We start from the raw sequence: 16,819 nt of genomic DNA on the forward strand, positions 1-16,819 counted from the left end.
TCGTGCCTTCCTTGATCAGGAGAAGTCGGCGACGTTCTGCCGGGTGACGACCTTGACCGGCACCATCACCGTGCTGTCGACCTTCTTGCCGTCTGCCGCGCGGACCGCGTTCTGCACGGCGATCTTCCCGAGCTCCTTGGGCTGCTGGGCCACGGAGGCGTACAGGGTGCCCGTGCTGACCGCCTTGAGGCCGTCCGGGGTCCCGTCGAAGCCGACGACCGACACGGTCTTCCCGGCCTTGCTGCCGAGTGCCTTGGCCGCGCCGAGCGCCATCTCGTCGTTCTCGGCGAAGACTCCGGTGATCCCGGGGTGGGCCTGGAGCACGTTGGTCATGACGTCCAGACCCTTGGTGCGGTCGAAGTCCGCGGGCTGCTTGGCCACGATCCTGATGCCCGGGTAGGCCTTGATGCCCGCGGCGAAGCCGGCGCCGCGCTCACGGCTGGCGGAGGTACCGGCCGTGCCCTGCAGGACGACGATGCTGCCCTTGCCGCCGAGGCGCTCGGCGAGCGTCTTCGCCGCCAGCTTGCCGCCCGCCACGTTGTCGGAGGCGACGAGCGTCGCGGTCTTGGCCTTGTTGACGCCGCGGTCGGCGGCGACCACCGGGATGCCGTCCTTGTTGGCGCTGCGGACGCTGGGGCCCACCGCGTCGGAGTCCACCGGGTTGACGATGATGGAGTCCAGGCCCGAGCTGGTGAAGTTCTCCAGCTGGTTGGCCTGCTGCGAGGCGTCGTTCTGGGCATCGGTGACGGTCAGGTCGACGCCGGCCTTCTTGGCCTCCTGCTGCGCGCCCTGCTTCATCTGGACGAAGAAGGGGTTGTTCAGGGTGGAGAGCGAGACACCGATCTTCTTGGTGTCTCCGGAGGAGCCGGAGTGGAAGAACGACACCGCCGCGACGACGGCGGCCACGACGACCACCGCGATGCCGAGCTCCATCGTCTTCTTGCGTTTCGACCCCGGCGACCCGGCCGCGGCGGACGAACCGGCGGCGGACGGGGCACCCGAGCCGGCCTTGCGGCGCAGGGTGTCCAGCAGCACCGCGAGGGCGATGACGACACCGATGACGACCTGCTGCCAGAAGGCGGACACCGAGAGCAGGTTGAGGCCGTTGCGCAGGACGGCGAGGATCAGCGCACCGATGAGGGTGCCGGACGCCTTGCCGACACCACCGGCGAGGCTGGCACCGCCGATGACGACCGCCGCGATCGCGTCGAGTTCGTAACCCTGCGCCGCCTGGGGCTGCGCGGAGGTCAGGCGGGAGGCGAGGACGATGCCGGCCACGGCGGCGAAGAGGCCGGCCAGGGCGTAGATCGCCAGCTTCTGCTTCTTGACCCGCAGCCCGGAGAGGCGTGCGGCCTCCTCATTGCCGCCGATCGCGTACATGGATCGGCCGATGTAGGTGCGGCCCAGGATGAGCGCCGTGATCAGGCCCGCCGCGATCATCACGAGGACCGGGACGGGCAGCCACCCGCCGAGGGTGTCGCCCAGGTGTGAGATGGAGCTGGGGAAGGCGATGGGGCTGCCCTGGGAGATGACCAGGGACAGACCACGGGCGACCGAGAGCATGGCCAGCGTCGCGATGAACGAGGGCAGTTTGCCGTACGCCACGAGGGCGCCGCTGATGAGCCCGCAGACCAGACCGGTGGCGATGGCGAATATGACCGCCAGCCAGACGGGCACGCCTGCCGAGGTGGCCGACCAGGCGAGCACGGTCGCGGACAGTGCGGCGACCGATCCGACGGAGAGGTCGATGCCGGCGGAGACGATGACGAAGGTGACGCCGAACGCGAGGATCGCCGTTACGGCGGCCTGCACACCGACGTTCAGCAGGTTCTGGGTGGTGAGGAAGTCGCCGGACAGCAGCGACAGCGCCACCACGAGGACGATCAGGGCGCTGAGGGCGCCGTTCTCGAGCAGGAGGCGGCGGAGGGTGTTCCCGGCGCCGCCGGCGCCCTTGGTGCTCGGATGCGTGTCAGTGGCCACGGGGGCTCTCCTCTGCCTTCTCGGTGGGTGCGGTTGTGGGGGCGGCGCTGACGGCGAGTGCCATCACAGCGTCCTGGGTGGCTTCTTGGGCGGGGAGTTCCCCGGCGATGCGGCCCTGGGCCATGACGATGACCCGGTCACTCATACCGAGGACCTCGGGGAGGTCGCTGGAGATCATCAGCACGGCGTGTCCCGAGGCGGTGAGCTCGTTGACGAGCTGGTAGATCTCGACCTTGGCTCCGACGTCGATACCCCGGGTGGGCTCGTCGAGGATCAGGACCCGGGTGTCGGCCAGGAGCCATTTCCCGATGACGACCTTCTGCTGGTTGCCACCGGACAGGGTGCGGACGTGCTGGCCGAGGCCGGCCATCCGCACACCGAGCTGCTCGGCGATGCGGGCGGCGGCGGCACGCTGCCCCTTGACATCGACGATTCCCGAACGGGTCGCCGAGCGCAGCGTGACCAGGCCGAGGTTCTCCTGCACCGAGGCGTCGAGCAGGAGCCCCTGGCCCTTGCGGTCCTCGGGGACGAGTCCGATGCCGGCTCCCATGGCCGCGGTCACGTCGTGCTTGCCGAGCCGCTCGCCGGCGACGTCGACCGAGCCGGAGTCGTAGGTGTCGGCGCCGAACACGGCGCGGGCGACCTCGGTGCGGCCCGCTCCGACCAGTCCGGCGAGGCCGACGACCTCACCGGCCCGGACGTCGAAGGTGATGTCGTGGAACACGCCGTCGCGGGTGAGTCCCCGGACGGAGAGCAGTGCCTCGCCCGTTTCGGGCCGCTCGCGCGGGTACTGCTGGTCGATGCTGCGGCCGACCATCAGCTGGACGAGTTCCTCCTCGGGTGTCGTGGCGGGCACCTGGTCGATGCTGCGGCCGTCCCGCAGGACGGTGACGCGGTCCCCGAGGGCCGCGATCTCTTCCAGGTGGTGGGTGATGAAGACGATGCCGACGCCGTCGGCACGCAGCTGCCGCACGATCCCGAAGAGCTTGTCGACCTCTTCGGAGGTCAGTACGGCGGTCGGCTCGTCCATGATCAGGACGCGCGCGTCCAGGCTGAGCGCCTTGGCGATCTCGACCATCTGCAGCCGGGCGATCCCCAGTTCACGGACCTTGACCCGCGGGGAGACGTGCAGGCCCACGCGGCGCAGGAGCACCTCGGCGTCGGCCTCCATGCGCGCACGGTCGATCATGCCGAGGCGGCGCGGCTGACGGCCCAGGAAGATGTTCTCGGCGACCGTGAGATCGGGAACCAGGTTGAACTCCTGGTAGATCGTGGCGATTCCGAGCTTCTCGGCGTCCTGTGCGCCGTGGATGCGCACCTCCTGGCCGCCGGCGAAGATCCGGCCGCTGTCCGGGCGGTAGGCACCCGACAGCATCTTGATGAGGGTGCTCTTGCCGGCACCGTTCTCACCGAGAAGGACGTGCACTTCGCCGCTGCGGAGGTCGAAATCGACCCGGTCCAGGGCGACTACACCGGGGAAGGTCTTGCGTACGCCTTCGATGCGCAGCAACTCGACCGATTCACTCACTCGTTGCTCCCGGGACTGGGATGCGCTCGCCGCAGGAGCTGCGTACGACGAGGCGCGCGGGCAGGGTGACGGACTGCGGGGAGCGGCCCTCGACGATGTCGACGAGCGCGCGGACGGCGGCGCGGCCGAGGTCGCCCGTCGGCTGGGCGATCGCGGTGATCGGCGGACCGGTGTGGACGAACCACGGGATGTCGTCGAACGCCGCGATCCCGATGTCCTCCGGGACGCGCAGGCCCCGGGCGCGGATGGCGTCCAGGGCGCCGAGCGCCATGAGGTTGTCGGCGGCGAAGACGATCTCGGGCGGTTCGGGCAGCGACAGGAAGTGCTCGGTGGCGCGCCGGCCGCTGTCGGCCTGGAAGTCGCCCTGCCCGATGTAGGCGTCGGGCAGCGCGAGCCCATGGGCCCTCATGGCTTCCCTGAAGGCCTCGACACGTTCGTTGCCCGTGGTGGTGGCCGCCGGGCCGGCGATGATGGCGAGCCTGCGGTGGCCGAGCGCGTACAGATGGGCCACCAGGTCCTGGATGGCGAGGTGCCCGTCCGCGCGGACGACCGGGACGTCCACCCCCGGCATCCAGCGGTCCACGAAGACCATCGGGGTGCCGGTGCGTGCGACGTCCAGCAGCAGCGGGGACTCGCCGTCCGCCGGCGAGACCAGGAGTCCGTCGATCCTGCGGTCCAGGAGCGTGCGGACGTGGTGGTCCTGCTGTGCGGGCCGCTCGTCGGCGTTGCCGATGATCACGCTGTACCCGAGCGCGCGGGCCTCCTCCTCCACGGAGCGGGCCAGGGCGGTGAAGTACGGATTGAGTACGTCACTGATGACGAGGCCGAGGGTGCGCGTCTGGTCGGTGCGCAGTGAGCGCGCCACGGCGTTGGGCCGGTAGCCGAGCGCGTCGACGGCGGCGAGGACGCGTCTGCGTGCGTCCGGGCTGACGGAGGGATGGCTGTTGAGGACGCGGGAGACCGTGGCGACAGACACTCCCGCCTGGGCCGCGACATCCTTGATGCTCGCCATTTCCGGACCACCTCCTTGTGGTTTCCGTGAGCATCGAGACCTACGGAACGAGCCGTGGAATCGATTACAAAGTTGATTGGAATCGATTACATGGCCGAAAACAAGTACCTGGAGGTCGGATGTGACCCAAACAACATGCGGGGGAGCCGAGCTCCCGCCCCGCCCCACTCCCGGGAACGCGAAAGGACCCCAGATCGACTGGGGTCCTCACTGGTGTCCGAGGGGGGACTTGAACCCCCACGCCCGATAAAGGGCACTAGCACCTCAAGCTAGCGCGTCTGCCATTCCGCCACCCGGACAAGGTGTCTGCCGTTCACGGTGTGTTCCCCGTGGCGACAAAGAAAACAATACCAGGGGTTCGGGGTGCCTCTCACCTGCGTTTTAGGTGGTCAGTGCGGTGCTGGGACACCCGCACGCACAGGACGTCACCGCTGGCACTCTCCGTGGCGTGGCGTGTGCGTACCGTCGCGTCGGGCTACCTTCGCGGGCATGAGTGGCAAGAGCGGCCCGCGGGGCGAGAGCGGCCGGGGCAGGCACGTCCACCGGCCGCCGCGCGCGCTGACCTCGCTGCGCGAGCGGCTGCGCGACAGCTTCTGGTTCGCGCCGACGGCGGGGCTGGTGGTGGCTTTCTGCCTGTGGTGGGGCCTTGCCGAACTGGACAGCGCGATCGTCGCGCATCTGAAGAAGGAACGGGCGTACGCGGAACTCGGGGATCTCCTCTCCTTCGCCGTGGACGCACGGACCATCGTGACCACCGTCAGCGCGGCGATGATGACCTTCATCGGTGTCGTCTTCAGCATCTCGCTGGTGGCCGTGCAGATGGCGAGCGGGCAGATGACCCCTCGCCTGGTGCGGATCTTCGTGCGGAGCAGGATCAGCAAGCTCACACTGACGGTGTTCCTGGCCACCTTCGCGTTCTCTCTGCTCGTCCTGACCTCGTACGAGGGCGGGACGGACCCCGACCCCCGGCGCGTGACCTCGGTGCCGCTCCTCCAGAGCCTGCTGACCCTGGGTCTGGTGGGCCTGAGCCTGCTGCTGTTCGTGGCCTACGTCTCCGCGACCCTGCGGCTGATGCAGGTGGGCCCGGTCCTCGACCACATCGCCCGCGAGTCCCTCCGTGCACTGGCGCGGCATTCCGGCGGGCCCGGGACACAGCCCCTGTTGGGGCCGGCCACCGCACGGGTGATGCACCGGGGCAGGGCCGGCGTGCTGCGCGAAGTGCACGTCGCACGGCTCGTGCGGGCAGCGGAGCGTCACGGCACCGTGCTGCGACTCCTGCCGCGCACGGGGGATTTCGTGGTGCCCGGGACACCGGTCCTGTCCGTGCACGGCGGGGCCGTGCCGTCCTCGCGGGCCCTGGGGCGCACCCTGTTCGTCGGGGTCGACCGGGCCCTGTACCAGGACCCGGCCTTCGGCCTGCGGCAGTTGTCGGACATCGCTCTGCGTGCCCTGTCGCCGGCGGTCAACGATCCGACGACCGCCGTCCAGTGCCTGGACCGGATCGTGCAGTTCCTCTCGGCGGCCGCGGACCTGCCGCTGGGCCCACTGCTCCACCGGGACCGGCGGGGCGGGGTTCGGCTGGTCCAGGACGTACCGGGGTGGACCGATCTCGTGGACCTCGCCTTCGAGGAGATCCGCTGGTGCGCGGCCGGGAACCCGCAGGTCACACGACGGCTGCTGGCAGCCTTCGACGATCTGCTGCTGCTCGCCCCGGAGGGGCGGAGGGCAGCGCTCCTCCGGCACCGTGCGCTCCTGGTGCAGGCCGTGGAGCGCACGGTGCCGGAGGCCGCCGACCGGGCCTTCGCGCTGCGCCCCGACCGGCAGGGCATCTGCTGAGTCGCCCGGATTACGGCATGAGGTGGTAGTCCGGGAAGTTGCCCGGCGGCCTCTCCTCCCCCGGACCGTCGGTCACGGCACGCACGAGGAGTTCGCCGCCCACGAACGCGCCACGCCAGGAGGCGCCGAAGCCGCCGAAGAGCTCCTCCCGGTCTCCTCGTGAACGCGGCGTTCCGTGGCCGGTCTTGAACGCCCGGATCTGCGGAGCCAGCCGCTCGTACGTCGCCGGGTCGTCGGTGGACAGAGTGGCGACCAGGGCGCCGTTAGACGCGTTCATCGCTGCGAGGAGTTCGGCCTCCGTGTCGACCAGGACGATGGTGTCGACCGGCCCGAAGGGCTCGGCGTGGTGGAGCGGGGAGGAGGGCGGGGGGTTGAGCAGCGTGACCGGGTGGAGGTAGGCGCTGGTGTCCTGGCCCGGGAGGAACAAGGCGTCGGTCGCCGATCCCTGATGGAGGGGCACCGCACCGCGGTCGATCGCCTCGGTGACCTGGTCGTGCAGCTCCTTGGCCTTGGTGGCGTTGATCAGGGGGCCGAAGTCCAGGGTGGGGAGCGGGTCGGAGGGGTGTCGCACCGCGAGCGGATGTCCTGTGCGCAGGGACCGTACGGCGGGCAGGTAGGCGGCCAGGAACTCGGCGAAGCTCGTCCGCTGGACGACGAATCGGGGGTAGGCGGTGCACCGCTGCTTGCCGTAGTCGAAGAGCTTCGGGATGACGGCGGTCAGGGCGGACCAGTCGGTGTAGTTCCAGATGCCCCAGGTGTTGAGGCCCTCCTGTTCGAGGATGTGCCGCTTGCCGAGGTCCGTGACGGCGGTGGCGATGCGTGCGCCGGTGTCCCGGCCGCCGACGAAGGAGACGCAGCCGATCTCGGGTGACCGGACCAGGGGCTCGGAGAGTTCGCTTCCGCTACCGCTGAGGAGGGTGAGCGGAACCCCCTCACGGGCGGCGAGGGCGCAGGCCAGGGTCAGGCACGCGACACCGCCGTCCGTGGGGGTCTTGGCGATCACCGCGTTGCCGGCGAGCGCCTGCACCAGCATGGCGTGGACCAGCACGGACATGGGGTAGTTCCAGCTGGCGATGTTGGAGACTGGGCCGGCGAGCGGCGTCCGGCCGGCCAGCAGGCGGTCACTGTGGTCCACGTACCAGCGGACGCCGTCGATGGCGCGGTCCACGTCGGCCTGCGCGAGACGCCAGGGCTTGCCGATCTCCCAGACCAGGAGCAGGGCGAGGAGTTCGCGGTGTTCGGTGAGTGCGTCGAGCGTGGCCGAGACGCGGGCGCGCCGTTCGGCGAGCGGGACGTGGCGCCAGGCACGGTGGGCGTCGAGCGCTGCCCGCACCGCCTGCCGGGCGGCCGGGGCGTCGAGGCGGGGCGGTCCGGCGATCGGGGTGCCGTCGACGGGGCTGGCAGCGGGAAGGGGACGCCCGTCCACGCGCCAGGCGGCGCCCCAGAGGTTGCTGACGCGGTCGTCCTGGAAGGCTTCGGGGGCTGTGGTCAGACAGCGGCGCCAGGCGTCCTGCCAGGCCGTTCCGGGCTTGAGGGTGAGTGTGGTGGTCGCTGAGGGTGTCATGGGTCTCCGCTCTTGGGTGCGGGTGACGGGGACGGGGCGTCGGGCGGGAGGTGCGGGGCTCAGCGGCCCGGACGGGTCGTGGCGCGGAGACGGTCCTCCGCCAGCCGGGCCGTCTCCGTGGGGGTGGCTCCCACCGCGACACCCACGGCCTCAAGTGCCTTCTTCTTGGCCGCCGCCGTGCCCGACGAGCCCGAGACGATCGCTCCCGCGTGGCCCATGGTCTTGCCTTCCGGGGCGGTGAAGCCCGCGATGTAGCCGACCACCGGTTTGCTGACGTGCTGGGCGATGTAGGCCGCGGCCCGCTCCTCCGCGTCGCCGCCGATCTCACCGATGAGGACGATCAGTTCCGTGTCCGGGTCCTGTTCGAAGGCCGCCAGGCAGTCGATGTGCGTCGTGCCGATCACGGGGTCCCCGCCGATCCCCACCGCCGTGGAGAACCCCGTGTCGCGGAGTTCGTGCATCAACTGGTAGGTGAGCGTGCCGGACTTGGAGACGAGTCCGATGCGGCCGGGCTTCGTCGCGATGTCGGCCGGGATGATGCCCGCGTTGGACTGTCCCGGGCTGATCACCCCGGGACAGTTGGGTCCCAGGATGCGGGTGCCGCGCTCTTTCGCGTAGGCGTGGAAGGCCACCGCGTCGTGGACGGGTATCCCCTCGGTGATGACGACGGCCAGGCCGATCCCCGCGTCGGCCGCTTCGACGACGGCGGCCCTGGCGAAGGGCGGGGGGACGAAGACGACCGTGACGTCGGCGCCGGTGGCCTCCATGCCGTCGCGTACGGAGCCGAAGACCGGAACGGTACGGTCGTCGAGGTCCACGGTCCGGCCCGCCTTGCGCGGGTTGACGCCGCCGACGATCTGGGTGCCCGCGGCGAGCATCCGGCGGGTGTGCTTCATGCCCTCGGCGCCCGTCATGCCCTGGACGAGGACCTTGCTCTCCTTGCTGAGGAAGATAGCCATGATCAGTGCCCTCCCAGGGCCAGTCGGGCCGCCCGGTCCGCGGCGCCGTCCATGGTGGTGACCTGCTGGACCATCGGGTGCGCGCGTTCGTCCAGGATCGCGCGGCCCCGTGCCGCGCTGTTGCCGTCGAGCCGGACCACCAGGGGTTTGGTGAGGTGGACGGAGTCCAGCGCCTGGACGATGCCGTCGGCGACGGCGTCGCAGGCGGTGATGCCGCCGAAGACGTTGACGAAGACGGACTTCACGGACGGGTCGGAGAGGATGACCGTGAGCCCGTCGGCCATGACGCGGGCCGAGGCGCCGCCCCCGATGTCGAGGAAGTTGGCGGGGCGCGCACCGCAGCCGGCGACGACGTCGAGGGTGGACATGACGAGCCCCGCGCCGTTGCCGATGATGCCGACCTCGCCGTCGAGCTTGACGTAGTTGAGCCCCTTGGCGGCTGCCGCCGCCTCCAGCGGGTCACCGTGCGGGTCTGCGGAGTCGGTGCCCCAACGGGACTGCCGGAAGGCCGCGTTGTCGTCGAGGGTGACCTTGCCGTCGAGTGCGAGTATCCGGCCGTCCTTCGTGCGCACCAGCGGGTTGACCTCGACGAGCAGGGCGTCCTCCTGGGTGAGGACCTGCCACAGCGCCTGGATCACGGGGGCGGTCTCCGCCGGGAGCGAGGCCGCCTCGGCGATCAGTGCCGCCGCTGCCGCCGTGACGCCCTCGGCCGGGTCGACCGGGATGCGGGCCACGGCCTCGGGGCGGGTGGCGGCGATCTCCTCGATGTCCATGCCGCCCTCCGCGGAGGCGATGGCGAGGAAGGTGCCGGCGGCCCGGTCCAGGACGAAGCTCACGTAGAACTCCGCCTCGATGTCGACGGGCTGCGCGAGCATCACCTTCCTGACGAGGTGGCCCTTGATGTCCATGCCGAGTATCTGCCGGGCGGTGACGACGGCGGCCCCCGGGTCCGCCGCGACCTTCACTCCGCCGGCCTTGCCCCGGCCGCCGGTCTTCACCTGCGCCTTGACGACGACGCGGCCGCCGAGCCGCTCGGCGGCGTCGTGGGCTGCTGAGGCGTGGTCCACGACCTCGGCCTCCGGCACGGCGATGCCGTGGTCCGCGAAGAGTTGCCTTGCCTGGTGCTCGTACAGATCCATAGCCACTCCCGATCGTGCCGATTGTGAAAGTGCCGCACGCCCCCTGGACACCACCCACCGGATGCGGGATAACAATCTTCATACAGTATTCGTCGACTGTATGCAATGTACCGCGAGAGCGGCGAACGGCTCCCGCACCCCCTACGAAGGGACAGGACATCGCCATGCCCGAGGACAGCCAGGACAGCCAGAACCTCATCTCCGGTGGGCACTTGGTCGCCAAGGCACTCAAGGCGGAGGGGGTGGAACGCATCTACACCCTCTGCGGCGGCCACATCATCGACATCTACGACGGCTGCGTCGACGAGGGCATCGAGGTCGTCGACGTGCGCCACGAGCAGGTCGCCGCCCACGCCGCAGACGGATACGCACGTATCACCGGCAAGCCGGGCTGTGCCGTCGTCACCGCGGGCCCCGGTACGACCGACGCCGTCACCGGCGTCGCCAACGCGTACCGCGCCGAGTCACCCATGCTTCTGATCGGCGGTCAGGGAGCCCACACACAGCACAAGATGGGCTCGCTGCAGGACCTCCCGCACGTCGACATGATGACGCCCATCACGAAGTTCGCGGCCACCGTGCCGGACACCGCACGCGCGGCGGACATGGTGTCGATGGCCTTCCGTGAGTGCTACCACGGCGCGCCGGGGCCGTCGTTCCTGGAGATCCCGCGCGACGTGCTCGACGCGAAGGTGCCGGTGAGCAAGGCACGCGTCCCCGAGGAGGGCCGCTACCGCGCGTCCACCCGGGCCGCGGGTGACCCGGCGGACATCGAGAAGCTCGCCGATCTGCTCGTCCACGCCGAGAAACCGGCGATCCTGCTCGGCAGCCAGGTCTGGACGACGCGGGCGACGGACTCGGCCACCGAACTCGTCCGTACCCTCAACATCCCCGCGTACATGAACGGCGCGGGCCGCGGCACCCTGCCGCCGGGCGACCCGCACCACTTCCAGCTGTCGCGGCGCTACGCGTTCTCCAACGCCGACCTCATCGTGATCGTGGGGACGCCCTTCGACTTCCGGATGGGCTACGGCAAGCGGCTCTCACCGTCCGCCACGGTCGTCCAGATCGACCTGGACTACCGCACCGTGGGCAAGAACCGTGACGTCGACCTCGGGATCGTCGGTGACGCCTCGCTGGTGCTGAAGGCGGTCACGGAGGCCGCGAGCGGCCGGCTCAACGGCGGATCGGCGTCACGCAAGGCGTGGCTGGACGAGCTGCGGGCCGCCGAGCAGACGGCGATCGAGAAGCGGCTGCCGCAGCTGAAGTCCGACGCCTCCCCCATCCATCCGTACCGGCTGGTGAGCGAGATCAACGACTTCCTCACCGAGGACTCCATCTACATCGGGGACGGCGGGGACATCGTCACCTTCTCCGGCCAGGTCGTCCAGCCCCGCACACCCGGCCACTGGATGGACCCGGGACCGCTCGGCACGCTCGGCGTCGGGGTGCCGTTCGTGCTGGCCGCCAAGCAGGCCAGGCCGGACAAGGAGGTCGTGGCGCTGTTCGGTGACGGCGCGTTCTCGCTGACCGGATGGGACTTCGAGACGCTGGTCCGCTACAACCTCCCCTTCGTCGGCATCGTCGGCAACAACTCGTCGATGAACCAGATCCGTTACGGCCAGAAGGCCAAGTACGGCGACGAGCGCGAGCGGATCGGCAACACCCTGGGCGACGTCCACTACGACAAGTTCGCCCAGATGCTCGGCGGTTACGGCGAAGAGGTACGCGACCCGGCGGACATCGCCCCCGCTCTGCAGCGGGCCCGTGAGTCCGGGCTGCCCTCACTGATCAACGTCTGGGTCGACCCGGACGCGTACGCCCCCGGAACGATGAACCAGACCATGTACAAGTAGAGGAGCCGTCGGCATGACCAAAGCCCTTGAGGGCGTACGCGTCCTCGACATGACACACGTACAGTCCGGACCCTCCGCCACCCAGCTGCTCGGCTGGCTCGGTGCGGACGTCGTCAAGCTGGAGGCGCCGAGCGGGGACATCACCCGCAAGCAGTTGCGCGATCTGCCGGACGTCGACTCCCTCTACTTCACGATGCTCAACTGCAACAAGCGGAGCATCACCCTGAACACCAAGAGCGAGCGCGGCAAGGAGATCCTCACGGAGCTGATCCGCCGCAGCGACGTCATGGTCGAGAACTTCGGACCGGGTGCGGTGGACCGCATGGGGTTCACCTGGGAACGCATCCAGGAGATCAACCCCCGGATCGTCTACGCCTCCATCAAGGGCTTCGGCGAGGGCCCGTACACCAACTTCAAGGCGTACGAGGTCGTGGCCCAGGCCATGGGCGGATCGATGTCGACCACCGGGTTCGAGGACGGCCCACCGCTCGCGACCGGCGCGCAGATCGGCGACTCGGGCACCGGGATCCATGCGGTGGCCGGCATCCTCGCCGCTCTGTTCCAGCGCGAGAGCACCGGCCGCGGACAGCGGGTGAACGTGGCGATGCAGCACGCCGTGCTCAACCTCTGCCGGGTCAAGCTGCGCGACCAGCAGCGCCTGGCACACGGGCCGCTCGCCGAGTACCCGAACGCCCAGGACACGGCGGAGGCCGACGAGGTGCCGCGCAGCGGCAACGCGAGCGGCGGAGGCCAGCCGGGCTGGGCCGTGAAGTGCGCGCCGGGCGGCCCGAACGACTACGTGTACGTCATCGTCCAGCCCGTCGGATGGAAGCCCCTGTCCGCACTCATCGGACGCCCGGAGCTCGCGGAGGACCCCGAGTGGGCGACGCCGGAGTCGCGGCTGCCGAAGCTCGGCAAGATGTTCCAGCTCATCGAGGAGTGGTCGGCCGGGCTCCCGAAGTGGGAGGTCCTGGAGCAGCTGAACGCGCACAACATCCCCTGCGGCCCGATCCTCTCGACGAAGGAGATCGTCGAGGACGAGTCCCTCGCCGCCAACGAGATGGTCGTCCAGGTCGAACACCCCGAGCGCGGGACCTTCACCACCGTCGGCAGCCCGCTGAAGCTGTCCGACTCCCCCGTCGACATCGTCACCTCCCCGCTTCTCGGTGAGCACAACGCGGAGGTGTACGTGGGTGAACTCGGCCTGGGCGACGAGGAACTGCGGCTGCTGAAGACGAACGGAGTCATCTGAGCATGGCCGGAACAGTCGAGACACAGGAGCAGGAACGCGTCAGGGCGCTGCTCGACCGCGTCCGGGGCGACGGGCGCAGCGCCCTCACCGCCCCGGAGGGGAAGATCGTCGCCGACGCGTACGGGATCACGGTGCCGGGCGAAGGTCTGGCCACGGACGTCGACGAGGCGGTGGCCCTGGCCGACCGGCTCGGCGGCCCCGTCGTCCTCAAGATCGTCTCCCCCGACATCCTGCACAAGACGGATGCGGGCGGCGTCGTGGTGGGGGTGTCGGGTGCGCAGGAGGTGCGCGCGGCCTTCTGCAGGATCGTGAAGAACGCGCGGGCGTATTCGGCCGATGCCCGGATCGACGGCGTGCAGGTGCAGCAGCTGGTGCCGCCCGGCCAGGAGGTCATCGTCGGCGCGGTCACCGATCCGACCTTCGGCAAGGTGGTGGCGTTCGGGCTCGGCGGGGTCCTGGTGGAGGTGCTCAAGGACATCACCTTCCGGCTGGCACCGGTGACCGCGGACGAGGCGCAGTCGATGCTCGACTCGATCGGTGCCGCGGAGATCCTCAAGGGGGTGCGTGGGGCGCCGGCCGTGGACCGGTGGGCGCTGGCGGAGCAGATCCGGCGGGTGTCGCAACTGGTCACGGACTTCCCCGAGATCGCGGAGGTGGACCTCAACCCGGTCATCGCCTCGCCGGACGGCGCGGTCGCCGCCGACATCCGGATCCTGCTGGCGACCGAGGAGGTGAAGCCGCGGCGCCGCTACAGCCGGGAGGAGATCCTCGTCTCGATGCGCCGGCTGATGGAGCCGCGTTCGGTCGCGGTCATCGGAGCCTCGAACGAGCAGGGCAAGATAGGCAATTCGGTGATGCGGAACCTCATCGACGGGGGTTTCGCGGGCGAGATCCATCCGGTGAACCCCAAGGCCGATGACATTCTGGGCCGCAAGGCGTACAAGAGTGTCACCGACGTTCCCGGTGAGGTGGATGTGGCGGTCTTCGCGATCCCCGCCAAGTTCGTTGCATCGGCGCTCCAGGAGGTGGGCCGCAAGGGGATCCCCAACGCCGTGCTGATTCCGTCCGGTTTCGCCGAGACGGGCGAACAGGCGCTGCAGGACGAGATCGTGGCGGTCGGCGAGCAGTACGGCGTGCGGCTGCTCGGGCCGAACATCTACGGCTACTACTCGACGTGGCAGGACCTCTGCGCCACCTTCTGCACCCCGTACGACGTCAAGGGGTCGGTGGCGCTGACCTCGCAGTCCGGTGGCATCGGCATGGCCATCCTGGGCTTCGCACGGTCGACGAAGACGGGGGTGTCCGCGATCGTCGGGCTCGGCAACAAGTCGGACATCGACGAGGACGACCTGCTGACCTGGTTCGGCGAGGACCCGAACACCGAGTGCATCGCGATGCACCTGGAGGACCTCAAGGACGGGCGGGCCTTCGTGGAGGCGGCCCGGGCGACCGTGCCGAAGAAGCCGGTCGTGGTCCTCAAGGCGGGGCGGACGAGCGCGGGTGCCAGGGCGGCGGGGTCCCACACCGGTGCGCTGGCGGGGGACGACGCCGTGTACGACGACATCCTGCGTCAGGCGGGGGTCATCCGGGCGCCGGGCCTGAACGACATGCTGGAGTACGCGCGGGCGCTGCCGGTGCTGCCGGCGCCCAAGGGCGACAACGTCGTGATCATCACGGGGGCGGGCGGGTCGGGGGTGCTCCTCTCGGACGCGATCGTCGACAACGGGCTCTCCCTGATGGAGATCCCGCCGGATCTCGACACGGCGTTCAAGGCGTTCATCCCGCCCTTCGGCGCGGCCGGCAATCCGATCGACATCACGGGCGGTGAGCCGCCGTCGACGTACGAGGCGACGATCCGGCTGGGGATGGAGGATCCGCGGATCCACGCGCTGGTCCTCGGCTACTGGCACACGATCGTCACTCCGCCGATGGTCTTCGCCGAGCTGACGGCCCGGGTGGTGGAGGAGTTCCGGGCGCGTGGCATCGAGAAGCCCGTGGTCGCGTCGCTGGCGGGTGACACCGAGGTCGAGGAGGCCTGCGCGTACCTCTTCGAGCGGGGTGTCGTCGCCTATCCGTACACCACGGAGCGGCCCGTCGCCGTGCTCGGCGCGAAGTACAGGTGGGCCAGGGCCGCCGGTCTGCTGGGCGGTGGCCGATGACCTGATGACGACGGCTCGAACCACGGGGTCCGCGGCGTACCGCTCGGCTGCGGACCCCGGCGCGAAGTGAGAACGGGCAGGGGGCGCTGGCCAGACTTCTTCCACGCAAGGGGTTCGATCGACATGACGACTGCAAACCTCTCCACATCCGTCCCCTTCAGGGAGGTGACGGACGCCAACGGCCGCACCTACCGGCTCGGCGAGAGCGACATCGACATACTGGGCCGCAAGCGCAAGTGGATGGTCATCCTGCCGTGGGTCGGCATGATGGGCATCAGTTCGGCCGAGTACGCCTTCGCGTCGGCGGAGGACACGCTGCACCACGCGCACAACTGGGACAGCGGGCACATCTACTGGATGATGACCGTCTGGGTGTTCTTCCAGGCCGCGGTCGCGATGCCCGCGGGCAGACTGCGGGAGACCGGCAGGCTGCCGGCCCGCTGGGCGATGATGCTGGGGGCGGTGGGCACGCTCCTCGGCTACCTGTCGCTGGCGTACGCGCCGCACGTGATCTTCGCGTACATCGGCTTCAGTGTGTTCTCCGGCATGGGCGCGGGCATGGTGTACGCCACCTGTGTCAACATGGTCGGCAAGTGGTACCCGGAGCGCAGGGGCGGCAAGACGGGCTTCGTCAACGGCGGTTTCGCCTACGGCTCGGTGCCCTTCGTCTTCATCTTCACCGGGTACATGGACATCACCAACTTCAGGTGGGTCCTGGTCTCTGTGGGTGTCTTCCTCGCCGTGATGGTGGCGTGCGCCGGCTTCTTCTTCCGGGACCCGCCGAAGAACTGGTGGCCCTCCGAGATCGACCCGCTCAACCCGCCCGAGGACCCGCGGGCCCGCCGCTCGCTGGAGAAGAACCCGCCGGCCATCAAGCAGTACTCCCCGGGCGAGGCGTGGAAGACCGGCCGGGTGGCACTGATGTGGGTCTGTCTCGCCTGCACCTCCGGCGTGAACATCTTCGGTATCGCCTTCCAGGTGGACATCGGCCAGGACGCGGGCTTCGCGGCGGGGATCGTGGCCACCGCCATGTCGCTCAAGGCGATCGTCAACGGCACCGGGCGCGGCGTCATCGGCTGGCTCTCCGACCTCTACGGCCGCAAGAAGTGCCTGCTCTACGTCTGCGTCATCCTGGGGCTCGCCCAGTTCGGCATCATCTGGTCGGCGGACATGCAGAGTCTGCCGCTGTTCCTGCTCTTCTCCGCGATCTCCGGCTTCGGCGGCGGCGCCATCTTCCCGATGTTCGCCGCGATGACCGCGGACTACTTCGGTGAGAACAACAACGCCACGAACTACGGCATGGTCTACAGCTCCAAGCTCGTCTCCGGACTCGGGGCCGGGATGGGCTTCATGGTCGTCGACGCCTGGGGCCTCAACGGCGCCTTCATCCTGGCGGGCAGCATCTCGTTCTTCGCGGGATTCCTCGCCCTGTTCCTCGCGGCACCCGGCCGCGACCGCAAGGGCAACCTGCTGAAGGCCCCGGCTCCGGCCCCGGTGAGCCGGGAGACGGACTGATCACCACAGCGACGGCACA

The 16,819-nt window shown here is 69.7% G+C and carries 11 protein-coding genes and 1 tRNA gene; 5 read left to right on the plus strand and 7 right to left on the minus strand.

The genetic code is table 11. From position 1 onward, the window contains the following. Positions 1-15 precede the first annotated feature (15 nt). From OG206_RS04930 to OG206_RS04945, 4 genes are all read right to left on the minus strand, one after another. A complete protein-coding gene (locus tag OG206_RS04930; RefSeq protein ID WP_327112581.1) occupies positions 16-1,980 on the minus strand; it encodes an ABC transporter permease/substrate-binding protein in 1,965 nt (654 codons plus the stop codon). Further along, a complete protein-coding gene (locus OG206_RS04935; RefSeq protein ID WP_327112583.1) occupies positions 1,970-3,508 on the minus strand; it encodes a sugar ABC transporter ATP-binding protein in 1,539 nt (512 codons plus the stop codon). The genes OG206_RS04930 and OG206_RS04935 overlap by 11 nt, the downstream gene beginning before the upstream one ends. Then, on the minus strand, positions 3,501-4,520 hold the full coding sequence (locus OG206_RS04940) for a LacI family DNA-binding transcriptional regulator (RefSeq protein WP_327112585.1): 1,020 nt from the start codon (positions 4,518-4,520) through the stop codon (positions 3,501-3,503). Before OG206_RS04940 ends, OG206_RS04935 begins: the two co-directional genes overlap by 8 nt. A gap of 211 nt (positions 4,521-4,731) precedes the next feature. Then, positions 4,732-4,819 (minus strand) — tRNA-Leu (locus tag OG206_RS04945). 190 nt (positions 4,820-5,009) lie between these two features. Here OG206_RS04945 and OG206_RS04950 point away from each other — a divergent pair. Then, complete coding sequence (locus tag OG206_RS04950; RefSeq protein WP_327112587.1) at positions 5,010-6,356, plus strand: DUF2254 domain-containing protein; 1,347 nt, start codon at positions 5,010-5,012, stop codon at positions 6,354-6,356. Between the two features lie 10 nt (positions 6,357-6,366). Here the strand turns inward: OG206_RS04950 and OG206_RS04955 are convergent, their stop codons facing one another. From OG206_RS04955 to sucC, 3 genes are read right to left on the minus strand one after another with little or no spacing between them, the layout of a single operon-like run. Next, on the minus strand, positions 6,367-7,920 hold the full coding sequence (locus OG206_RS04955) for an aldehyde dehydrogenase family protein (RefSeq protein WP_327112589.1): 1,554 nt from the start codon (positions 7,918-7,920) through the stop codon (positions 6,367-6,369). Positions 7,921-7,979: 59 nt separating this feature from the next. After that, entirely contained in the window at positions 7,980-8,879 is a 900-nt protein-coding gene (sucD, locus tag OG206_RS04960) for a succinate--CoA ligase subunit alpha (RefSeq protein ID WP_327112591.1), read from the minus strand. A 2-nt stretch (positions 8,880-8,881) separates the two neighbouring features. After that, the gene (gene sucC, locus OG206_RS04965; RefSeq protein ID WP_327112593.1) at positions 8,882-10,018 is read right to left on the minus strand and encodes an ADP-forming succinate--CoA ligase subunit beta; all 1,137 of its coding nucleotides are present in this window, start codon (positions 10,016-10,018) and stop codon (positions 8,882-8,884) included. 164 nt (positions 10,019-10,182) lie between these two features. Here sucC and OG206_RS04970 point away from each other — a divergent pair, with 164 nt between their 5' ends. The 4 genes from OG206_RS04970 to OG206_RS04985 all read left to right on the plus strand — a co-directional run bounded on the left by OG206_RS04970 (position 10,183) and on the right by OG206_RS04985 (position 16,800). Then, complete coding sequence (locus OG206_RS04970; RefSeq protein ID WP_327112595.1) at positions 10,183-11,874, plus strand: thiamine pyrophosphate-binding protein; 1,692 nt, start codon at positions 10,183-10,185, stop codon at positions 11,872-11,874. A 13-nt stretch (positions 11,875-11,887) separates the two neighbouring features. Then, positions 11,888-13,126, plus strand: a complete 1,239-nt coding sequence (frc, locus tag OG206_RS04975; RefSeq protein WP_327112597.1) for a formyl-CoA transferase — start codon at positions 11,888-11,890, stop codon at positions 13,124-13,126. Between the two features lie 2 nt (positions 13,127-13,128). Continuing rightward, entirely contained in the window at positions 13,129-15,285 is a 2,157-nt protein-coding gene (locus OG206_RS04980; RefSeq protein ID WP_327112599.1) for an acetate--CoA ligase family protein, read from the plus strand. Positions 15,286-15,408: 123 nt separating this feature from the next. After that, entirely contained in the window at positions 15,409-16,800 is a 1,392-nt protein-coding gene (locus OG206_RS04985; protein ID WP_327112602.1) for an OFA family MFS transporter, read from the plus strand. The last annotated feature ends 19 nt before the right edge of the window (positions 16,801-16,819 follow it).

It is taken from the genome of Streptomyces sp. NBC_01341 (assembly GCF_035946055.1).
GTDB lineage: Bacteria > Actinomycetota > Actinomycetes > Streptomycetales > Streptomycetaceae > Streptomyces.